Annotated in this window: 17 protein-coding genes; 7 read left to right on the top strand and 10 right to left on the bottom strand. The window is 35.3% G+C overall.

Annotation, left to right across the window (positions count from 1 at the left end):
- Positions 1–111: 111 nt before the first annotated feature.
- The 3 genes from fabD to GJJ64_RS10590 all read right to left on the bottom strand — a co-directional run bounded on the left by fabD (position 112) and on the right by GJJ64_RS10590 (position 2,146).
- Complete coding sequence (gene fabD, locus GJJ64_RS10600; RefSeq protein ID WP_154287749.1) at positions 112–993, bottom strand: ACP S-malonyltransferase; 882 nt, start codon at positions 991–993, stop codon at positions 112–114.
- Positions 994–1,087: 94 nt separating this feature from the next.
- On the bottom strand, positions 1,088–1,723 hold the full coding sequence (gene folE / locus GJJ64_RS10595) for a GTP cyclohydrolase I FolE (protein WP_154287748.1): 636 nt from the start codon (positions 1,721–1,723) through the stop codon (positions 1,088–1,090).
- A gap of 9 nt (positions 1,724–1,732) precedes the next feature.
- Entirely contained in the window at positions 1,733–2,146 is a 414-nt protein-coding gene (locus tag GJJ64_RS10590; RefSeq protein WP_026903902.1) for a 6-pyruvoyl trahydropterin synthase family protein, read from the bottom strand.
- Positions 2,147–2,229: 83 nt separating this feature from the next.
- Here GJJ64_RS10590 and mqnB point away from each other — a divergent pair, with 83 nt between their 5' ends.
- From mqnB to GJJ64_RS10575, 3 genes are all read left to right on the top strand, one after another.
- A complete protein-coding gene (gene mqnB / locus GJJ64_RS10585; RefSeq protein WP_154287747.1) occupies positions 2,230–2,877 on the top strand; it encodes a futalosine hydrolase in 648 nt (215 codons plus the stop codon).
- A 427-nt stretch (positions 2,878–3,304) separates the two neighbouring features.
- Positions 3,305–4,147 (top strand): menaquinone biosynthesis family protein, encoded by an 843-nt coding sequence (locus tag GJJ64_RS10580; protein ID WP_154287746.1) that lies wholly within the window; start codon positions 3,305–3,307, stop codon positions 4,145–4,147.
- An 86-nt stretch (positions 4,148–4,233) separates the two neighbouring features.
- Positions 4,234–4,371, top strand: coding sequence for a hypothetical protein (locus GJJ64_RS10575; RefSeq protein WP_154287745.1), 138 nt, complete (start codon positions 4,234–4,236; stop codon positions 4,369–4,371).
- Between the two features lie 194 nt (positions 4,372–4,565).
- On the opposite strand, the gene GJJ64_RS10570 is transcribed toward GJJ64_RS10575, so the two are convergent.
- The 4 genes from GJJ64_RS10570 to GJJ64_RS10555 are packed head-to-tail and all read right to left on the bottom strand — an operon-like array spanning position 4,566 to position 9,267.
- Positions 4,566–5,792, bottom strand: a complete 1,227-nt coding sequence (locus GJJ64_RS10570) for an FtsX-like permease family protein (RefSeq protein WP_317162923.1) — start codon at positions 5,790–5,792, stop codon at positions 4,566–4,568.
- Positions 5,789–6,430 carry an MBL fold metallo-hydrolase gene (locus tag GJJ64_RS10565; RefSeq protein ID WP_154287744.1) on the bottom strand — a complete coding sequence of 214 codons (642 nt, stop codon included), beginning with the start codon at positions 6,428–6,430 and terminating at the stop codon, positions 5,789–5,791. Before GJJ64_RS10565 ends, GJJ64_RS10570 begins: the two co-directional genes overlap by 4 nt.
- Position 6,431: 1 nt before the next feature.
- Positions 6,432–7,742: an alpha/beta hydrolase gene (locus GJJ64_RS10560; RefSeq protein ID WP_154287743.1), complete on the bottom strand. Its 1,311-nt coding sequence runs from the start codon at positions 7,740–7,742 to the stop codon at positions 6,432–6,434.
- Positions 7,743–7,764: 22 nt separating this feature from the next.
- Positions 7,765–9,267 (bottom strand): rhomboid family intramembrane serine protease, encoded by a 1,503-nt coding sequence (locus GJJ64_RS10555; RefSeq protein ID WP_154287742.1) that lies wholly within the window; start codon positions 9,265–9,267, stop codon positions 7,765–7,767.
- A gap of 300 nt (positions 9,268–9,567) precedes the next feature.
- Between GJJ64_RS10555 and GJJ64_RS10550 the strand changes: the two genes are divergently transcribed.
- The 4 genes from GJJ64_RS10550 (at position 9,568) to GJJ64_RS10535 (ending at position 16,447) form a co-directional block, all read left to right on the top strand.
- Positions 9,568–10,095, top strand: a complete 528-nt coding sequence (locus GJJ64_RS10550; RefSeq protein WP_154287741.1) for an RNA polymerase sigma-70 factor — start codon at positions 9,568–9,570, stop codon at positions 10,093–10,095.
- A 61-nt stretch (positions 10,096–10,156) separates the two neighbouring features.
- The gene (locus tag GJJ64_RS10545) at positions 10,157–11,218 is read left to right on the top strand and encodes a FecR family protein (RefSeq protein ID WP_154287740.1); all 1,062 of its coding nucleotides are present in this window, start codon (positions 10,157–10,159) and stop codon (positions 11,216–11,218) included.
- Between the two features lie 127 nt (positions 11,219–11,345).
- Positions 11,346–14,684 carry a SusC/RagA family TonB-linked outer membrane protein gene (locus GJJ64_RS10540; protein ID WP_154287739.1) on the top strand — a complete coding sequence of 1,113 codons (3,339 nt, stop codon included), beginning with the start codon at positions 11,346–11,348 and terminating at the stop codon, positions 14,682–14,684.
- Between the two features lie 17 nt (positions 14,685–14,701).
- The gene (locus tag GJJ64_RS10535; RefSeq protein WP_195759274.1) at positions 14,702–16,447 is read left to right on the top strand and encodes a RagB/SusD family nutrient uptake outer membrane protein; all 1,746 of its coding nucleotides are present in this window, start codon (positions 14,702–14,704) and stop codon (positions 16,445–16,447) included.
- A gap of 53 nt (positions 16,448–16,500) precedes the next feature.
- Here GJJ64_RS10535 and GJJ64_RS10530 read toward each other — a convergent pair whose 3' ends face one another.
- Genes GJJ64_RS10530 through GJJ64_RS10520 form a run of 3 tightly spaced genes read right to left on the bottom strand, consistent with a single transcriptional unit; the run spans position 16,501 to position 18,090 of the window.
- Complete coding sequence (locus GJJ64_RS10530; RefSeq protein WP_154287737.1) at positions 16,501–17,325, bottom strand: hypothetical protein; 825 nt, start codon at positions 17,323–17,325, stop codon at positions 16,501–16,503.
- Positions 17,322–17,654, bottom strand: a complete 333-nt coding sequence (locus GJJ64_RS17085) for a DUF2752 domain-containing protein (RefSeq protein ID WP_195759273.1) — start codon at positions 17,652–17,654, stop codon at positions 17,322–17,324. Before GJJ64_RS17085 ends, GJJ64_RS10530 begins: the two co-directional genes overlap by 4 nt.
- Positions 17,638–18,090 (bottom strand): TM2 domain-containing protein, encoded by a 453-nt coding sequence (locus GJJ64_RS10520; protein ID WP_154287735.1) that lies wholly within the window; start codon positions 18,088–18,090, stop codon positions 17,638–17,640. The genes GJJ64_RS17085 and GJJ64_RS10520 overlap by 17 nt, the downstream gene beginning before the upstream one ends.
- Between the last annotated feature and the right edge of the window lie 21 nt (positions 18,091–18,111).

Below are 18,111 nucleotides of genomic sequence, written 5' to 3'. Positions count from 1 at the left end.
GAGTATCAAACTAATTCATCGTAATCATCTAAAGATAGTCAAACTTAAAAATCAAGCCAAAAAACAACGGGAAAGTATTCCTTTCCCGCTGTTTCATTATTTGTTTCTTTTTTATAAGCTTGCGCTTGATGTGCTTACGCTTCTATCTACCTTCTTTACCAGACCTTGTAAAACATTCCCAGGCCCAACTTCTATAAATTCGGTACCACCATCCTCAAGCATCTTCTGTACAGTTTGCGTCCACTTTACAGAACCTGTAAGTTGGGCAATTAAATTGGCTTTTATTGATGCTATATCTTTATAAGGTTTAGCATCAATATTTTGGTAAACTGGGCAAATAGGCTCGTTAAACTGAGTGGCTACAATAGCCGCCTCTAACTCTACCCTTGCCGCTTCCATTAATGGCGAGTGGAAAGCACCACCAACATTCAATTTTAAGGCTCTTTTTGCTCCGGCAGCAGTTAATAACTCGCAAGCTTTATCAATACCAGCAATGCTACCAGAGATAACCAATTGCCCTGGGCAGTTATAATTGGCTGGCACCACAACATCGCTTACACGTTGGCAAATATCTTCAACCGTAAAATCATCTAAACCTAAAATTGCCGCCATGGTAGATGGTTGTAACTCGCAAGCTTTTTGCATGGCATTAGCTCTGGCAGCAACTAGCCTTAAACCATCTTCAAAAGATAAAGCTCCGGCAGATACTAAGGCAGAAAACTCGCCCAAAGAATGCCCTGCAACCATATCGGGCTTAAAATCATCCCCTAAAACCTTAGCTAATATAACCGAGTGTAAGAAAATAGCAGGTTGTGTAACGTTGGTTTGTTTTAAATCTTCATCGGTACCGTTAAACATCACATCAGTAATTCTGAAACCTAAAATTTCATTTGCTTTTTCAAACAAGTCTTTCGCTTGCGCTGATGTTTCATAAAGGTCTTTACCCATCCCTACAAACTGTGCACCCTGACCAGGAAAAATATATGCTCTCATTGTGTTTTATTTGGTTTAAAATATAATTAGAATGTCTTAAAAAGGCTTCAAATCCGCTCAGCCCGACAAAACAGGGGTATGCTAAAATTTTAATCTAAGCTAAATTTGCAGCTATCAGCCTTAAAAATTCAGACCGTGTTTTTTCTATAATAAATTGCCCTGTAAAGGCCGATGTTGTAGTAACAGAATTTTGTTTTTGTATGCCACGCATACTCATACACATGTGTTTACACTCCATCACTACGGCAACACCTGCTGGTTTAAGCGTATCTTGTATACAATCTCTAATCTCGTTAGTTAACCTTTCTTGTACCTGTAACCTTCTGGCAAAAATATCTACCACTCTAGGTATTTTACTTAAGCCCACAATATGCCCGTTAGGGATGTAAGCAATATGCGCCTTACCAAAGAAAGGTAACATGTGGTGTTCACACATGGAGTATACTTCGATATCTTTTACGATAACCATTTGGCTATAATCTTCCTGAAACATGGCAGAACGTAAAACTTCTGCTGCATCTAAATCATAACCATGGGTTAAAAACTGTAAAGCTTTGGCAACACGCTCTGGTGTTTTTAGCAAGCCTTCCCTTTGCGGGTTTTCCCCTATTTCAGAAAGTATTTCTGCATAGTTGGCTGCTATTTTATTGATTTTTTTACTGTTATAACGGTCTATTTTAGCATAGCCATTTTCTTCAGCAAAATCATCATGTTGGTTATCAAGACTCATACGGATGTGTTAATCGCCAAAATACTCAACGTAATTATTGGCAGTTTCATAAAGTTTTATGCTATGCAATTGCGCTCCTCTAGCAGCAATATGAGATTCTAATTGTTTCCAAATTTCTATGGCTAAAACCTCTGTAGATGCCATTTTACCTTTCATAAAATCAACATCTAAATTTAAATTTCTATGGTCTAGCTTATCAATAACATTTACTAAAATAATATCTTTTAGTTCTTTTAAATCAATCACAAAACCCGTATCAGGATTAATATTACCTTTTATGGTAACATATAAATCATAATTATGGCCATGCCAGTTAGCATTTGCGCATCTACCAAAAAGCTCTTCGTTTTTCTCTTTGCTCCAATCCTCACGGTAAAGTTTATGGGCAGCATTAAAATGCTCTTTTCTTGTAATATAAATCATTTTTGCCTAAATAATGCGCAAATATACGTAAAGCATTTGCAAGGATAAGAAACACTTTAAATCATTGTGTGTAAATTTGTTGAATGAGGATACTAATTGTTGTTGCAACTTATCAAGAAATAGCACCATTATTTAAAAAATTAAGCATCCCCGAAAAGGGTTTAAGCTTCACTTACTTAGCTCATAAAATTGATATTTTGGTTACCGGAGTTGGCATGGTTGCTACTGCATATGCATTGGGCAAAGCGCTAGAAAGCCAAAATTATGATATAGCTATAAACGCAGGTATAGCAGGTAGCTTTAGTAAACGCATAGCCATTGGAGAAGTAGTACAGGTAAAAAAAGATATTTTAGCCGAGCTTGGCGCCGAGGACGATGAAGAGTTTTTAAGTCTAGAAGAAATGCAATTAGGAGAGGTTGAATTTTTACAACAGCTACATGATGATTTTGAAACAGATTTAAAGAAAGTTACAGGTATTACCGTGAATAAAGTACATGGTAATGAAGATAGCATTGAGGATGTAAAAGAACGTTTGTTCCCACAAACAGAAAGTATGGAGGGTGCAGCTTTCTTTTACGCTTGCGAAGAAGCAGGTGTAGCGGGCATGCAAGTAAGAGCTATTTCTAATTATGTAGAAAAAAGAAATAAAGCAAACTGGAACATCCCTTTAGCTGTTAAGAATTTAAATGAATGGCTAGGCGAATACTTAAATACTTTGTCTAAAAAATAAAATTGAGTAAAGTCTAAGCACTAGGCTGAGTCGTTTGTCATCTTGAGATTTAATATAAATTAATAGTATGAGTATGTTTCTATTTTGAAGTCTGGCCCAAGCATTAACAACCGTTTACGCTTAATTCCGCCTTGGCGGTTGCGGCAGCTACAGAACTAGCCTTAGCAAAACCTTTAGAAGCAAGCGGCGTAGCGGAGAGTTTTTGGGTACTTTTTGCGGAAACATGCAAAGCATTCATGAAGGCCAAAACATAAAACTAATACTTTGAATAAAAGTACCTTGACATGGCCGGTCAAGAGGCCGGAAAGCCAGTGGATAAACGCCCGATTTTAAGGTATAAATAATGGCTTCAACTCTGCACAGCCTAAATATGACAGCATTAAAAAATACGTTCTATTTGATTGATGATTTTTAAAATACCAAACACATGAAACTAAGCTTAGGCTTCTCGCCCTGCCCCAATGATACTTTTATTTTTGATGCGCTTATCCATAAAAAAATAGATACTGAAGGTTTAGATTTTGAGGTTTCTTATGATGATGTAGAAACATTAAACCAGAAAGCTTTTAACCAGCAGTTGGATATTACCAAGTTAAGCTACCATGCTTTTGCTTACGCTTTAGAAAACTACGTTTTGCTTGATGCTGGCAGCGCTCTAGGTTTTGGAGTTGGCCCTTTATTAATTGCCAACCAAGATTTTGATGAAAGCCTTATTCAGCTAAATCCAGATTTGTTGAAAGTTGGTATCCCTGGAAAATACACCACGGCCAACTTTTTATTGGGCGTTGCTTATCCGCAATTGCAAAACAAACAAGAAATTGTATTCTCTAAAATAGAGCAACAACTCTTAAATAAGGAAATAGATTTAGGCCTCATTATTCATGAAAACCGCTTTACCTATCATGAAAAAGGTTTAAAGAAAATCATGGATTTAGGCGATTATTGGGAGAAGACCACTCAATCTGCTATTCCTTTAGGCGGTATTGTGATTAAGCGTTCTTTACCCGATGAAGTAAAACTAAAGGTTAACCGTTTGATTAGAAAATCTGTAGAATTTGCTTTTGCAAACCCGAAATCGGGCTTATCATATATACGTTCTCACGCTCAGGAAATGAGCGAGGAAGTGATGTATAAACACATCTCTTTATATGTAAACCAATATTCGGTTGATTTAGGCATTGAAGGTCGTAAGGCTATTCAACAGCTTTTTCAAACGGCGCAGGATAAAAAAATCATTCCTAATTATAGTAAGTCAATTTTCTTAACCTGATATAGATTTTGCTTATATCCTCATTAGTATTATCGCTTTTTACTATAAAGTTATTATAGCGAAATTTGATACATCAAAAGGATATCATGCAGCAAGAACATAACATCAGCATAGAATATATTTCTTTAGCAAAAGAAGCTAAGGCTGATGAAATGGTAGAGAAAGAGATACAAGGTATTTGGCCTTTTTCTTTTATCTGGCAAATGCTTCAGGGTAACTGGTAAAAAACAGAAAATTACTGTCAATAATTAAATAGATAAGTGCTTAAGAGACAGTGTTTATTTAGATGTTGTAAGATTGTTATTGTGAGTATAGAAAAATAAGGAGAGAGGGACGATAAACACAAAAGAGAATAATTATTGATGGTTATTGATAGGTGTTTACACCGAGAAGGGATGATTTAAAATCATCCCTTTTTTTATAAATCTTCTTTTAACTTCTCAAACCTTTTGATACTTAACCTCGAGCTTATAAAAGCAGCAATAAAAGAGATGGTAAATACAGTCATAAATACTAAAAAGAAGTCTGCTATTTTAAGCTTTACAGGGTAAGCATCTATCAATAGATTAGCTTGACCCATACTTATTAAACCAAATTCTTGCTGTAATAAACAAAATCCTAAACCTGCTAAAAGACCTAAGAAGCAACCTAACATAGCTATCATTAAACCTTCATAAAGAAAAATTCTACTAATCATGGTTTTAGATGCCCCTAAACTATTCAAAATAGCAATATCTCTTCTTTTGTCAATCACTAGCATGGTTAAAGAACCAATAATATTAAAAATAGCGATAATGAGTATAAAGGTTAAGATGAGATAGATTGCCCATTTCTCAGAATTTAAGATTTTATAAAGTAAAGCGTTTTGTTGTATACGATTTTTCACAACAAAAGCACTTCCTAAGTTCTTTTCTAGGTGTTTCTTAAAAGCATCAACATCGTCTTGGTCTTTTAGAAAAATCTCTATTGCCGATACATTTTTAGATTCTTGCAATAAAGTACGGGCAGTCTCTATAGGCACAATAACCATATCACTTTCTTCTTGCTGCGTTTGAAAAACACCTACAGGCTGTAAATAGGCTGCTACAAATTCATCTGAAGGGGTAAATGCACTTTGCGTACCTTTTTTTGGCGAATATATCTCTAACCTTTTTAACGGGTTATTAATATTTACCCCTAAAACATATTGTACAGTTGCACCAATAACAACTAACTGTTGGGTAGAATCTCCTAAAACAAATTCACCTTGTACCAAAGAAGAATCTAACAGGTTATTCTTTAAAAAATCTTTACTTACCCCTTTTACTTTACCTATAAACTGTAAATCATCATACCTTAATAAAGCTTTTTCTTGCAAAACATGGGTATAAGAAAAAATTTGAGCATCGCTTTCTAGCTGTTTAAAAAAAGGTGTTTGCGGGTTGAAACTTTTACCTTTGGCAGCTTCTACTTTGAGGTGTGGCGAATAGCTATCATACATAGATAAAACCAAGCCTTCAAAACCATTAAATACCGATAAAATGATGATTAAGGCTGCGCTGCCAATAAATACACCTAGCATAGAAATACCAGATATCATATTGATAGCATTGGTAGATTTCTTAGAGAATAAATACCGCTTAGCTATGTAGAATGATGCATTCACCTATTAAAAAAAGGATTATACTGTTTCTCGTAACCCACTGTAGTTTCTGGTCCATGACCCGGGTAAACTACAATATCATCTGGCAAGGTAAATACCTTGTTTTGGATACTGTTAATAAGGGTTTGGTAATCGCCACCGGGTAAATCTGTACGACCAATGCTTCCTCTAAACAACACATCGCCACCTATCAAAAATTTATCTGCTCTGCTTAAAAAGCAAAGGTGTGCTGGCGAGTGCCCAGGAGCAAAAACCAGCTCTAAACTACTGTTTCCGAAGTTTACAAAACCTGTTTCTGGCAGAAATACTTCTGGCTCTGGTGATAATTCGTATCTAAAACCTTGTTGTGGCGCATAAGCGGGCACTGCCTGCAAAACCGGAAGCTCTCCTTTATGAAATTGGGGCTTTAAGCCATAATTATCAAAGATGAATTTATTACCTAAAACATGGTCTATATGACAATGGGTATTAAGGAATAATACCGGTTTTAAACCTTCTTCTTTAATAAAATTGATAACCTCGTTTTGCTCAGCAGAGGTATACATACCGGGGTCTATAATCACACATTCTTTAGTTTCATCGTAAAGAATGTAGCTATTTTCCTGATAAGGGTTGTTTACAAAAATCTGTATCTGAATCATATTATTGCTTTATCCAAGCTGCTACATCATTAATTAAAACGGCATCAACATTAGCTACTTGTTGGTATTGGCTAGCTGTACCTTTCTCAGAAACAAAGCTAAATAAATGATTAAGCATTGGGTAAAATTTAAAACTAACGTTCTTCTTATTTTTTAATGCTTTTTGCCATTCGTTATAATCTGTAGTGCTCACCTGAAAATCGTTTCCTCCTTGAATTACCAATATTTTGGTCTTCAATTTCTTTGCCGTTTCTACTTGGTTTAAGTTATTGATGTCTAACCAATAAGAAACAGGTAATCCTAGCATTAGAGAATCGGCAGGTAAAGCACCTGCTTTTAAGTTGGCTACTTGCTGTATATCTTTTAAGGCTTTATCTAAACTAGCTTTTAAAGTTGCAGAGGTGTCTTTACTTTGCGCAAACAAGTATTTATTTTGTTCGCTGATGATATCAGTAAATTTTCTTGCTGGTGCTGCAGCCAAAATAATACCTTTTACATCAGGGTTTTGGCTAGCTAAACGTGGTGCAACCATACCGCCTAAGCTATGCCCAAAAACGTAAAGCTGTTCTTTATCTATCTCTGGAAGGGTTTTAGCAAAATTTAAAGCAGCTTCAGCATCATCAACAGTTTCTTCTTTTAAGGTAAATGCTTTGGTAAATTCTTTCTGATAAATGGTAGTACGTTTTACGTATCTGATACTGGCTATCCCTTGTGATGCTAAGCCTACTGCCAAATCTTTAAAAGGTTTTTGTGCGCCAACGCTTTCATCCATATCTGCCGGACCAGAGCCATGCACCAATACCACTACAGGGAAATTTTCTCCGTTTTTGGGTTTTGTTAAGATACCTGGAAGCTCATGTGTACCAGATTTAATAGTGATAAACTCTTCTTTATAGCTAGCAGTATCGGCGTAAGCAGGTAATTTATGTGTTGGAATATTGGGTCTGGCTGCTATAAAAAAGCCTATCAGCTTTTGGTCTTTATTAAATACAAACTGAAAAGGTTGGTTTCCTTTCTCAAAAGAACAGTTTAAAATTACAGATTGAAAATCATCCTGACTACGGTTTTCTGCGCCATCAATAGAAGTTAAATTACCCATTCTGGCAGTAATTTGTTTCCAAACAGCTTCTAAAGTTGCCGGCGGAACTTTAGCTTTAATACTATCGGCAAAAAAACCTTGAGCTTCTTCAAATTTGCGCTGATTTAGCTTATCAAAAAAATCGCTTGCATTGTTCATGTAGCCAATTAACCCTTGTGCAAAAGCACCTGTGCTACATAATAGCGTTAATAGCAATAATTTAAATCTTCTCATTTATGTGTTAACGTTTAATTTATTATTCTTCCTCTTGCTCGTAAATTTCATCTGTAAGTTGTTGCATTTTCTTTCTGTATGCAGGATGATCTGTTTTATACTCTTTATACAATAACTCGTAAATTTTAAGCTTATTACCATAGTACTTGAAGAACTGTTTTGCATCTTTTTCTTCTTCTGATGGTAAAGGAGTACTCTTTAATTCCCTCAGCACTATTTCATTCTTTCTTATGACAGGAATCATCTTGGTTTCTAGCAAGACAATACGCTCTGCTTTTGTAAGCGTATCATAATCAGAAGCGTAAAAGTAAGAAGAAATAAGGTTTAAGTCGACCATCATTTTATCTTTTGATTTTCTGAAGGCTTCTAAATCGTATTTAGGCATTAAATACACCCAAGAAGACATGGCTAAAAGTATCAAAATATAACTCACTGTCCTTATAAAATAGCGTTTAGTGCGCTCTGCTTTTGTGTAAGCCCAATAAGAGAAAAGCCCAAAGATGTATCCAGAAATAAAACCTCCAAAATGGGCTGCATGGTCTATCCCTTCGCCGCTAGGCCATAAGGTAATGATACTTATCAATGCAGTGCTTATCAAAAATGCAGTTCTGGCCTTAGTATCAAAAAAGTTAGTACTTAAATAAGCTAAGAAAACACCAAACATACCCATGATAGCTCCAGAAGCACCTACGCCCATTTCCTCGTATCTAAAACCAATAGAAGTTATGCTTGCGCAGATACCTGTCATGAGGTATAAACCTAAAAAATTCCATTTACCAACCCTACCTTCTATAATAGAACCTATATAGGCCAGAAAAATCATATTAAAAAAGATATGACTAAAAGAACTATGAGAAAAACAAGCAGTAAATAAACGCCAGTAATCTCCATTTAAAACCAAATTACGCTCTATACCGCCAAATACTATTTTCGCAAAAGCGGTACTTTTCTCCTCAATATCTGAGGCTCCTTTTTTATTGAGCGCAAACACATAGGCAGAAAAAATAATACGCTGAAATATGAAAACCAGACAGTTTATACCGATTAATATCGGTACCACTTGATAGTTTTTTCTTGGTATAAATATGGTGCCTAAATGGGTAAACTTATCTTTAGCACCAAGCGGGGTATAAGACAGATTTATACCCGGATGCTGGTAAAAATTATCTTTAAACCTTTGAATATTTCCTTCTATATCTGTTTGGATATGGAAAGCACAATACTCAATCTCAGTAATTAGTAACTCTAAATTTTTCTCGTTTTTGCCATAATCGTACAAAAAAGCCTGATAACCTACGCATTCACTTTTGATATGCGCAATTTCATTTTCTATAACTACAGTAATCTGCTCTGAGTATGACTCCCAAGAAATGGGTGTATAAGCTATTAAACCTTTATCATCTGCATAGCTTACTTTCCAATTTAGATTTTCAAAAGCATTGAAAACTATTGCTAAATACTTATCGGTTCCAAAACCATGCAATGGAACTTGTGCTGTTTTTTTAGGTGAAATGCCCCAGGCCATATCCTAATATAGAAAGCTTCTGAAAATAAAAAAAGTATTCCTTTTAATAATTGTTGTGTTAACCTAAGACTACTAAAAACTCCCTTAAACAATTGCTAAAATCCTATAAACTTCTGAAAGGATTATACAGAAATATTCCTATGGCTAGCAATAACTTTAATTTTTACTTATGGTAAAAGCCAATTAATGATTTTCTGAAGTTAAAACTGTGTTTTTAGTTTAGAAATCGCCCTAAAAGAATTTAGAATCATGTTGTATTACATTATTCTATAACATCATTTACAAATAATAGCTATACAAATGGCAAACGGTTTTGAAGCTCTTTTTAAAGCTTATTATGCTAAACTTATCTTTTTCGCTAATAAATATGTGAATGATTTGCCTGTTGCAGAAGAAATAGTTTCTGAGGCTTTTAGTTTTTTGTGGGAGCGCAAAGAACAGTATGAATTTGACGAAAATTTTAGCGGCTATTTGTACAAAATGGTACAAAACAGGGCTTTAAATTATTTGAAGCATAAAAAGATACAAAGCGAGTACGTTAACTATCTTCAAAAAAATAATTTACTTTCTGAGGTTCCTACTTTTGAACAAAACCCTATCTACCATAAAGAATTTGAACAGCACATAAACCAAGCTATAGAAAACCTTCCTCAAAGATGTAAAGAGGTATTTAAACTTAGCCGGTTTAAAGAGCTTAGGAATAAAGAAATTGCTAAGCAACTTAATATTTCACATAAAACAGTAGAAAGGCAAATGTCTATTGCTTTAGAAAAATTGCGTTTTAAGCTCCAACATCTGCTTTTTTTCATCATCATCTATTTTTTCTAATAATAAATGAGCCTCCCCTTTGGGGGTAAAGCCTTTTACAATTGTATATCATTTTATAGGGATGGAAAATTACATCAAAGAAATACTCATTAACTACATTACGGGCCATGCTTCTGACGAAGAAAAGCATTTGGCAAAACAATGGATTGCCGAAAACGAAGCGCAAGAAAAAGCATTTATAGACTTATATGAAAATTGGCATCAGCAATTAAGCCAACAATACCTAGAAATTGATATTGACAAAGCTTACAATAGGTTTGTAGAAGAAAACACCCCTACACAAACATCTTATACATGGCTAAAATATGCTGCTAGTGTATTATTGGTATGTTCTATTGCGCTGGCAGCCTATATCTATCAGCAAAAAAACACCAAAATAGTTTACCAAGAGCTAAGCGTTCCACGTGGAAAAACTCAAACAATTACGCTTCCAGATGGCACTTTAGTAATGATAAATGCAGGTACAAAACTCAGCTATAATAAAGATTTTGGTAAAGCAGAACGCCAAGTTATCCTCAACGGTGAAGCATTTTTTGATATTGCAGAAAGCCAAAACGATATTCCTTTTATCATACATGCGGCTGGCTTTAAGGTAAGAGATATAGGCACAGCTTTTACAGTTAAAGCTTATCCAGAAGATGGTGTTTTTGAAACAGCTGTTAAAGAAGGTAAAATTTCTGTAGAAGGAAAACTTAACCCACATGATGATGAAGAGGGTAAAGTATTTATCAATGCCAACCAACTTCTAAAAATCGACTTAAAAAAGACTAACAAATTTAATCCATCAACCAATAAAAAAGCCAATACACCTTTAAGCATTACTGATGTTAAGCCTGCTTATTTAGAAGAATATAACGGCTGGCAACACCAACTTTTGATGTTTGAAAATACCAGCTTTTTAGAAATCATCAACACTCTAGAAAGAAGATTTAATGTAGAGATTATTTTGGAAGACCCAGAACTTGGAAACTACCATTATACAGGTACTTTTAAACCTACTGCCAATGTTTTTACCGTTTTGCAAATCATTAAAGAAACTACACCTATAACCTATACGCTTAAAGAGAAGCGCATTATCGTGAAAAATACTAACCAATTGTATCATCAAAAACCTAAACCGTAATTTATGAAATAGAAAAGAGACATAGAACATAAAAAAACCGGGACGCTTGCAACATCCCGGTAATCAAATGAATAGCTAATACCCTATAAGCTTGGGGAAGCCTAGTATTAACTAATAAACCAAAATTATGACTTTTTTAAATAGAAAACTTCTATTTGCCAACTCTTATTGGCTAAAAATGCTTATCGCTATGAAGCTAATGACCTTTTTAGTATTTGCGGGTATTATGCAGCTACATGCTGCCGTATATTCTCAAAGTTTTAACCTCCATGAAACAGATATTACTGTTAAACAGATGTTTCAGAAAATTGAAAAAGAAAGTAAATACAGTATTTTCTTTAGGCAAGACCAGGTTAACCTCAACAAAAAAATAAAAGTTATCGCAGAAAATGCTGATATCAAAACAGTAATGAAGCAAGTCTTACAAAACCAAGCCTTGGTTTTTGATTTGATTGATGATATGATTGTCATTAAAGCTTCTTCTACTGCCGCAGTTGACTATGTAATTAACGGAACCATCGTAGATGAACAAGGTTTACCATTACCTGGTGCTTCGGTTACCATAAAAGGTACTACAAACGGTACCTTAACTAATGTTGATGGTAAATTTAGCATCAATATTTCTGGGCAGCAGGCTACTACCTTAGTGGTTACTTACTTGGGCTTTAAACAACAAGAAATAAGCGTTAGCAGCAGCCAAACTACTGTTAATATTACTTTAGTTGCCGATGCTTCTCAACTTGATGAGGTTGTAGTTATAGGCTACGGAACCGTAAGAAAAAGAGATTTAACAGGTTCTGTTTCATCTGTAAAAGCAGAAGATATTGTAAGAACACCAACTCATAATGCTGTTGAAGCTTTGCAAGGTAGGGTGGCTGGTGCCGATATTGTAAGAAGCACAGGTGCTGCTGGCGGAAACGCTAATATTGTTATCAGAGGAAATAGATCTATCGCCAGCAACCGCGATGATGTAGGTAATAGAAATGGCCCTCTTATTATTGTAGACGGTTTCCAAGGAAATAGTATTGACGCCATAAACCCTAATGATATTGAATCTATTGAGGTTTTAAAAGATGCTTCTTCTACAGCCATTTACGGGGCGCAAGGTGCAAATGGGGTTATTATTGTAACTACTAAAAAAGGAAGTGCCGGAAAAGTAAAAGTTAATTATGATGCTTATTATGGTATCAATACTTATGATTTCCCATCTTCAAGAACTGGCGAAAGTTATATCAAACTTAGACGTGAAGCCGCAAGAACTATTGGTATAACAGATGACCAATTGGTTTTTGATGGCCCAGGAGAATTAGACGCTATACAAGCTGGACAGTTTGTAGACTGGATGGATTTAGTAATTAGAGACGGCTCACAACAAAGTCACAATGTTTCTATCACCGGAGGCTCTGAGAAAACATCCGTATTTGGTTCTGCAGGATATTTTAAAGAAGATGGCATGTTAAGAGGGAATGATTTTAATCGCTATAACCTGAGGCTAAATTTAGACCAAACCGTTAACAACTGGATGAAAGTTGGCTTTAACACCCAAATTGTATACTCGGCACTTAATAACCGCCAAAACCCATTGGGGCAGGCTACGCAAATTAGCCCTTTAGGCACCCCATTTAATCAGGACGGAACAATTAACCTTTTTCCTTTACCAGACGGAACTACCATAAGCCCGCTAGCAGATGAACGTAACGAGTTTATTGCTAGAAATAACACCCTAAGAAACAATATCGTAGCTAATGCCTATATATCTGTATCGCCTTTAAATGGATTAAATTTTAGATCTAATATTGGGACTAACTTTAATAACTCCAGACAAGGTATTTTTAACGATAGAACATCTTTAGCACAAAACGGACCACGCATTTCTGTAGCATCACAAAATACTGCGTTTAACCGTTACATCAACTGGGATAATATCTTAACCTATACCAAAAATATCAAAGACCATAATTTAGTTTTAACAGGTATTACCAGTTATCAGCAAAGTGATGTAGACCGCCTATCAGCATCAGGGCAAGGACAAATTTTAGCTTCCCAACTGTTCTACGATTTAAACTCTTCTAGTACTTCTATCACCAGAACTATTGGTTCTGCCTATGAGGGTTGGAGTAATATGGCTTACGCTGCTAGGGTTAATTACAGTTATAAAGGCAAATATTTGTTTACCGCATCAGGCAGATATGATGGTGCTTCCAGACTATCGCCAGGTAATAAATGGGACTTCTTCCCTTCGGCAGCTATCGGCTGGAATATTTTTGAAGAATCTTTCATGAAAAATATCCGCCAAGTAAATAATCTTAAATTAAGAGCTAGCTATGGTATCAGCGGAAACTATAATATTGGTGTTTACAGCACTCAAAACAACTTAAACTCTTCTTCTAACATGAGCTTTGGCGATGTACCTGTAAATTCATTCGTATTTAGAGGTACCGTTGGGAATACTAACTTAGGTTGGGAAAAAACAGCTTCTTTAGATATTGGCTTAGATTTCGGCTTGTTCAATAATCGTATTAGTGGTTCTGTTCAATGGTACGAGGCTCGCACATCAGACATTTTATTAAGCAGAACTTTACCACTTTCTACCGGGATGATTGATGTTACCCAAAACATTGCAAGTACAAAAAATAGCGGTATCGAGCTAGAAATTACCAGCAGAAATATCCAAACTAAAAATTTCACCTGGTCTTCTACACTCACTTATAACCGAAAAAAGGAGAAAATAACTGAACTAATTGATGGTAGAGATATTTTCCCTAGCAGTGGTTTTGAAAGAAGCTCTTTACTGCTTGGTCGTCCTATTACTTCTTTCTATACTTATGATAAACTAGGTATTTGGCAGTTAAATGAGGCAGAAGAAGCTGCTAAGTATAAAGTTGGTGGCCATACTTTTCAACCTGGTGATATCAAGTTAAGAGATATTAATGGCGATTTCCTCATCAGTTCTGCCGACTTAACTTATGTAGGATCAACCGTACCAGATTGGATAGCAGGTTTACAAAATAATTTCACCTATAAAAATTTCGATTTAGGTGTTTTCTTAGTAGCCCGTTATGGCCAAACCATTGATGCTGAGTTTTTAGGCAGGTTTAACCCTGCAGGCACAGGAAACGGACCAGAAATATTAGACTATTGGACACCAGAAAACCCTACTAACGATTTCCCTAGACCAAGAAGAGGAACCACACTAAGCTCTTACGCTGGTTATACTGGTTACCAAGCTTTAAACTTTGTAGATGGCTCTTTCTTCAAAGTGAAAACAGTTACCCTAGGCTATACTTTACCGCAAATAAAATCTGGAAAATCTTTTTACAACCGGGTTAGGGTTTATGCTACCGCAAATAATTTGCTTACTGTAGCTAAAAGCTCGCTGATAAGAAATTATGACCCAGAGCGTGGTGGTGCAGAAAATAGCCCACTAAGCAGAACTTTTGTATTTGGATTAAATGTTGGTTTTTAATGATAAACAGGAAAAAGATGAAAACTAAAAGATATTTAACATTAAGCTGTTTAGCAGCAGGTATGGCGCTAACCATTTCTTGTAATAAACTAGAGGAGTATAACCCCTCTGGAGCTACGGCAGATGCTGTATGGTCTACCCCAGAAGGTTTTGTTACCAATGTAAATGCAGCCTACTCAGAACAAAGAGCTTGGTATGGCAAAGAAGATGGCATTTTTATGTCAGAATCTGGTACCGATTTATGGTTTAACCGAGATAAAAATACCTATGCCGCACAACTAACACAGTATGCTGGTTTAACACCCTTACAAGGAAACCCTGTAAGAGCGGCTTGGCGAGATCTATGGAAAGCTATTAACATATGTAATGCGGGTATTAACCGTATTAATGATGCTGGCTTTACCAATCAGGCTGAAAAGAACAGAAGAGAAGGCGAGTTACGCTTTTTAAGAGCTTTTTACTATTGGCATATAGTAGAAAGCTTTGGAGGGGTGATGTTACGTACAGAAGAAACCAAAACCCCCTTGTTAACAGCCAAAAGAAGTCCGGTGGAAGATTTTTATAATCTCATCATTTCTGATTTAGAGTTTGCAGCTGCAAATCTTCCTTTACAAAGCTTTTGGGGAAATGAATATAGCAGGGCAAGCAGAAAATCTGCTATGGGATTTTTAGCCAGAGCTTTACTTTCTAGAGCTTATTATTCAACTGGTGCAGAAGCTCAAACCTATTTTACCAGAGCCAGAGACGCTGCTAAAGCCGTTATTGATAACAAAGCTGCTTTAGAAGTAGATTTATGGACCAGCTACGCTGATATGTGGAACCCCGCTAACAATAAACGCAATAAAGAAGCGCTTTATGTAGTCAGCAATTCTACCAACCAAGCTATTAATTACGATGCTAATGGTAATCGTCTATATCAGGTGTTTCAAGCTCGTTATAACGGAAAACCAGGTTTGGTACAAAGTTTAGAATATGGTTTCGAGAATAGCAGACGCTTAATGCCTACACTAAGCTTTTTAGATTACTTTAATGAGAATATAGATAGCAGATACGATGCTTCTTTCCAAGAAGTATGGATTGCTAATACCAATTTCACTTGGACAGCATCTTTAGCCGCTACACATCGTAAAGACCCAAGCGTAATTGGTAAAGTAATTAGAGCTGGCATTGATACTGCTTTATTTATCACTAAAAAAATTGTACCAAACGATAGGTTAAAACCTTATATCGTTATTGATAGGGATAGTGTTTACAATGCAAACGGAACTATTATTACAGGTGCAGACCATATCAATTTCAAGAAATTTAGAGATCCAGACCGTACCGCAGCCAATGCACAACCTGGCTTTAAAGATGTTATTGTGATGCGTTTGGCAGAAATGTATTTAATTGCTGCCGAGGCCGAGTGGAAATTAAACAACCCAAGTGCTGCGGCAGATTATATTAATGTTTTAAGAACCAGAGCTGCCAAAAAAACTCCGGTTAACCAAACTGCAGCTATGCAGGTTAGTGCAACCAATATCAATGAGGATTTTATACTAAAAGAAAGAGCAAGAGAATTGGCTGGTGAGCATCTTCGTTGGTTTGATTTAAAGAGAATGTTAGGCGCTAATAACGGACAAGCATTTGTTGATTTTATAAAAGCACAAAACCCTGATATTACGCAGGTACAGCCTTTTCACCGCTTACGTCCAATTAGGCAAGAAGAGTTAAATGCTTTATTAAATGCAGAAGAATTCGGACAAAATCCGGGATATAATTAAAAAATTGGTTGGGTTAGGTTAGTAAAGGGGGAAGATTAATTTCTTTCCCCTTTTTAGTTTATCAATTCAAATTTGATAGTAATCATAGTTTTTAATAAAGAGTTTAGTTGATAAACCCTTACCTGATTATTTGATGTAACTTCTATAGTTGCAGTATTTGGCGGATAATTTCCTTCACTTAAAACAAATATCTGCATCACATTACTAATACTCTGCCCTAGCTCTAGCTCAAAAATATTCCCCTCATTATTAAGATTTAGTTTTTCACTTAACACTTTATTATTATAGATAATTTTAAGCTCATCACCATCTAACTTACCATTATCAAATATTCTTACCTTCACCATTTTGCTTGTACAAGGTATAGTATTAACTAAATGATTAGATAACCTCTCTATAGAGTTAGAAGTATTTGCAATAGAAAAGTTGTTAGACAGTTGTTGGATATTAGAAACTTTCTTTAATAATCTAATAGTTCCACTACCACAAATATTTTTTCTTTTATCTCTTCCTATAAAAGTTCCCTCTAAAAAATCGATACCATCAACATTTTTTCTTTTTAACGTAGCCTCTACAAAACAAATAATAGATTTATCTTCTTTAATTTTAGTTTTAATGATACTGGTTTCTTTGAATTTTATAGCTCCATCTTGACTTATTGAGCCTGTAATATTAACAACAGCTTCGTCTTTATTGCCAATATTAGTTACTGATGTACCTATTAGTTGCTCTCCATTTAAGAGCAGAATTAATTTATAGGTATAATCTCCTACACCTTTTACAGTTATAGTACCTAAATATTCTTCTTCTATGGGTGCAGCATAAGCTAATGTCTTGAAAATAAAAAGCGTAATAAAAAAAATAAGAAACGGCTTCATGAAGATTGGTATGCTTTATAAAATTTTTTGCTCGTTATAATAAATTCTTGAAGTAGCAAAAAGCACAAAATAGGAAAAACTATAAAAGAAACTTTATTAAAATTCCAAGCGCCTACAAAATCAAAATTGATTAACCTGATACAAGCTCTAGTTAAACCGCAACCGTAGCATTCTATATCCGTTAATAAAGTAAACAAACATAAGGTTTGACTATGGTCATCAAAAGATGATTTAGGAATGGAAATTAACCATAAAGGAAAAGCCGCTAAGCAAACTAACTTAGCGGCTAAAAAATACTTATTATGCTTTAACTTATAAAGTTTTGTCATAAGAACCATCCTTCGGTTGAAGATCACCAGTTATAATTCTTATTAAGTCAATTAAAGACCAAATACCACAACCACCCAAAGTTAATAGCTGAACAACGCCTTGCCAAGTGTAACCCAAGTAAAAACGGTGAATACCTAAACCACCAACTAAAGCAACTAATATTAAGGCTATAATTTGGCTTTTACCACCCGTTGCCATAACACGCTCAACAAAAGATTTTTTTTCCTTTTTTACCTTCTTTTTATTATCAGCCTTAAGGTTATCTTTTAAAGCTTCTGTGCTAGCAACTTTTTCTTCAACAGCTCCCGGAGCAGCAGTATTGATTACTTTAGAAGCTTCATTTGTTTTTTGTGCTACTGGAAAAGCAGCTCTAGTTTGATTAAAGGTTAGCGTTATTAAAACCGCTGTTAATAGAGTAAAAATTATTTTTTTCATAAAATTAAGTTTATTAAGGCT

This window comes from Pedobacter puniceum (assembly GCF_009674685.1).
GTDB lineage: Bacteria > Bacteroidota > Bacteroidia > Sphingobacteriales > Sphingobacteriaceae > Pseudopedobacter > Pseudopedobacter puniceum.
The sequence above is the reverse complement of the archived record's forward strand: the minus strand, read 5'-3'. Positions and strand labels throughout refer to the sequence as shown.

What these genes read in the sequence shown, in the direction of transcription:
- fabD (WP_154287749.1), bottom strand. Translation starts at nt 993, where the DNA reads ATGAGAGCATATATTTTTCCTGGTCAGGGTGCACAGTTTGTAGGGATG.
- folE (WP_154287748.1), bottom strand. Translation starts at nt 1,723, where the DNA reads ATGAGTCTTGATAACCAACATGATGATTTTGCTGAAGAAAATGGCTAT.
- GJJ64_RS10590 (WP_026903902.1), bottom strand. Translation starts at nt 2,146, where the DNA reads ATGATTTATATTACAAGAAAAGAGCATTTTAATGCTGCCCATAAACTT.
- mqnB (WP_154287747.1), top strand. Translation starts at nt 2,230, where the DNA reads ATGAGGATACTAATTGTTGTTGCAACTTATCAAGAAATAGCACCATTA.
- GJJ64_RS10580 (WP_154287746.1), top strand. Translation starts at nt 3,305, where the DNA reads ATGAAACTAAGCTTAGGCTTCTCGCCCTGCCCCAATGATACTTTTATT.
- GJJ64_RS10575 (WP_154287745.1), top strand. Translation starts at nt 4,234, where the DNA reads ATGCAGCAAGAACATAACATCAGCATAGAATATATTTCTTTAGCAAAA.
- GJJ64_RS10565 (WP_154287744.1), bottom strand. Translation starts at nt 6,430, where the DNA reads ATGATTCAGATACAGATTTTTGTAAACAACCCTTATCAGGAAAATAGC.
- GJJ64_RS10560 (WP_154287743.1), bottom strand. Translation starts at nt 7,742, where the DNA reads ATGAGAAGATTTAAATTATTGCTATTAACGCTATTATGTAGCACAGGT.
- GJJ64_RS10555 (WP_154287742.1), bottom strand. Translation starts at nt 9,267, where the DNA reads ATGGCCTGGGGCATTTCACCTAAAAAAACAGCACAAGTTCCATTGCAT.
- GJJ64_RS10550 (WP_154287741.1), top strand. Translation starts at nt 9,568, where the DNA reads ATGGCAAACGGTTTTGAAGCTCTTTTTAAAGCTTATTATGCTAAACTT.
- GJJ64_RS10545 (WP_154287740.1), top strand. Translation starts at nt 10,157, where the DNA reads ATGGAAAATTACATCAAAGAAATACTCATTAACTACATTACGGGCCAT.
- GJJ64_RS10540 (WP_154287739.1), top strand. Translation starts at nt 11,346, where the DNA reads ATGACTTTTTTAAATAGAAAACTTCTATTTGCCAACTCTTATTGGCTA.
- GJJ64_RS10535 (WP_195759274.1), top strand. Translation starts at nt 14,702, where the DNA reads ATGAAAACTAAAAGATATTTAACATTAAGCTGTTTAGCAGCAGGTATG.
- GJJ64_RS10530 (WP_154287737.1), bottom strand. Translation starts at nt 17,325, where the DNA reads ATGAAGCCGTTTCTTATTTTTTTTATTACGCTTTTTATTTTCAAGACA.
- GJJ64_RS17085 (WP_195759273.1), bottom strand. Translation starts at nt 17,654, where the DNA reads ATGACAAAACTTTATAAGTTAAAGCATAATAAGTATTTTTTAGCCGCT.
- GJJ64_RS10520 (WP_154287735.1), bottom strand. Translation starts at nt 18,090, where the DNA reads ATGAAAAAAATAATTTTTACTCTATTAACAGCGGTTTTAATAACGCTA.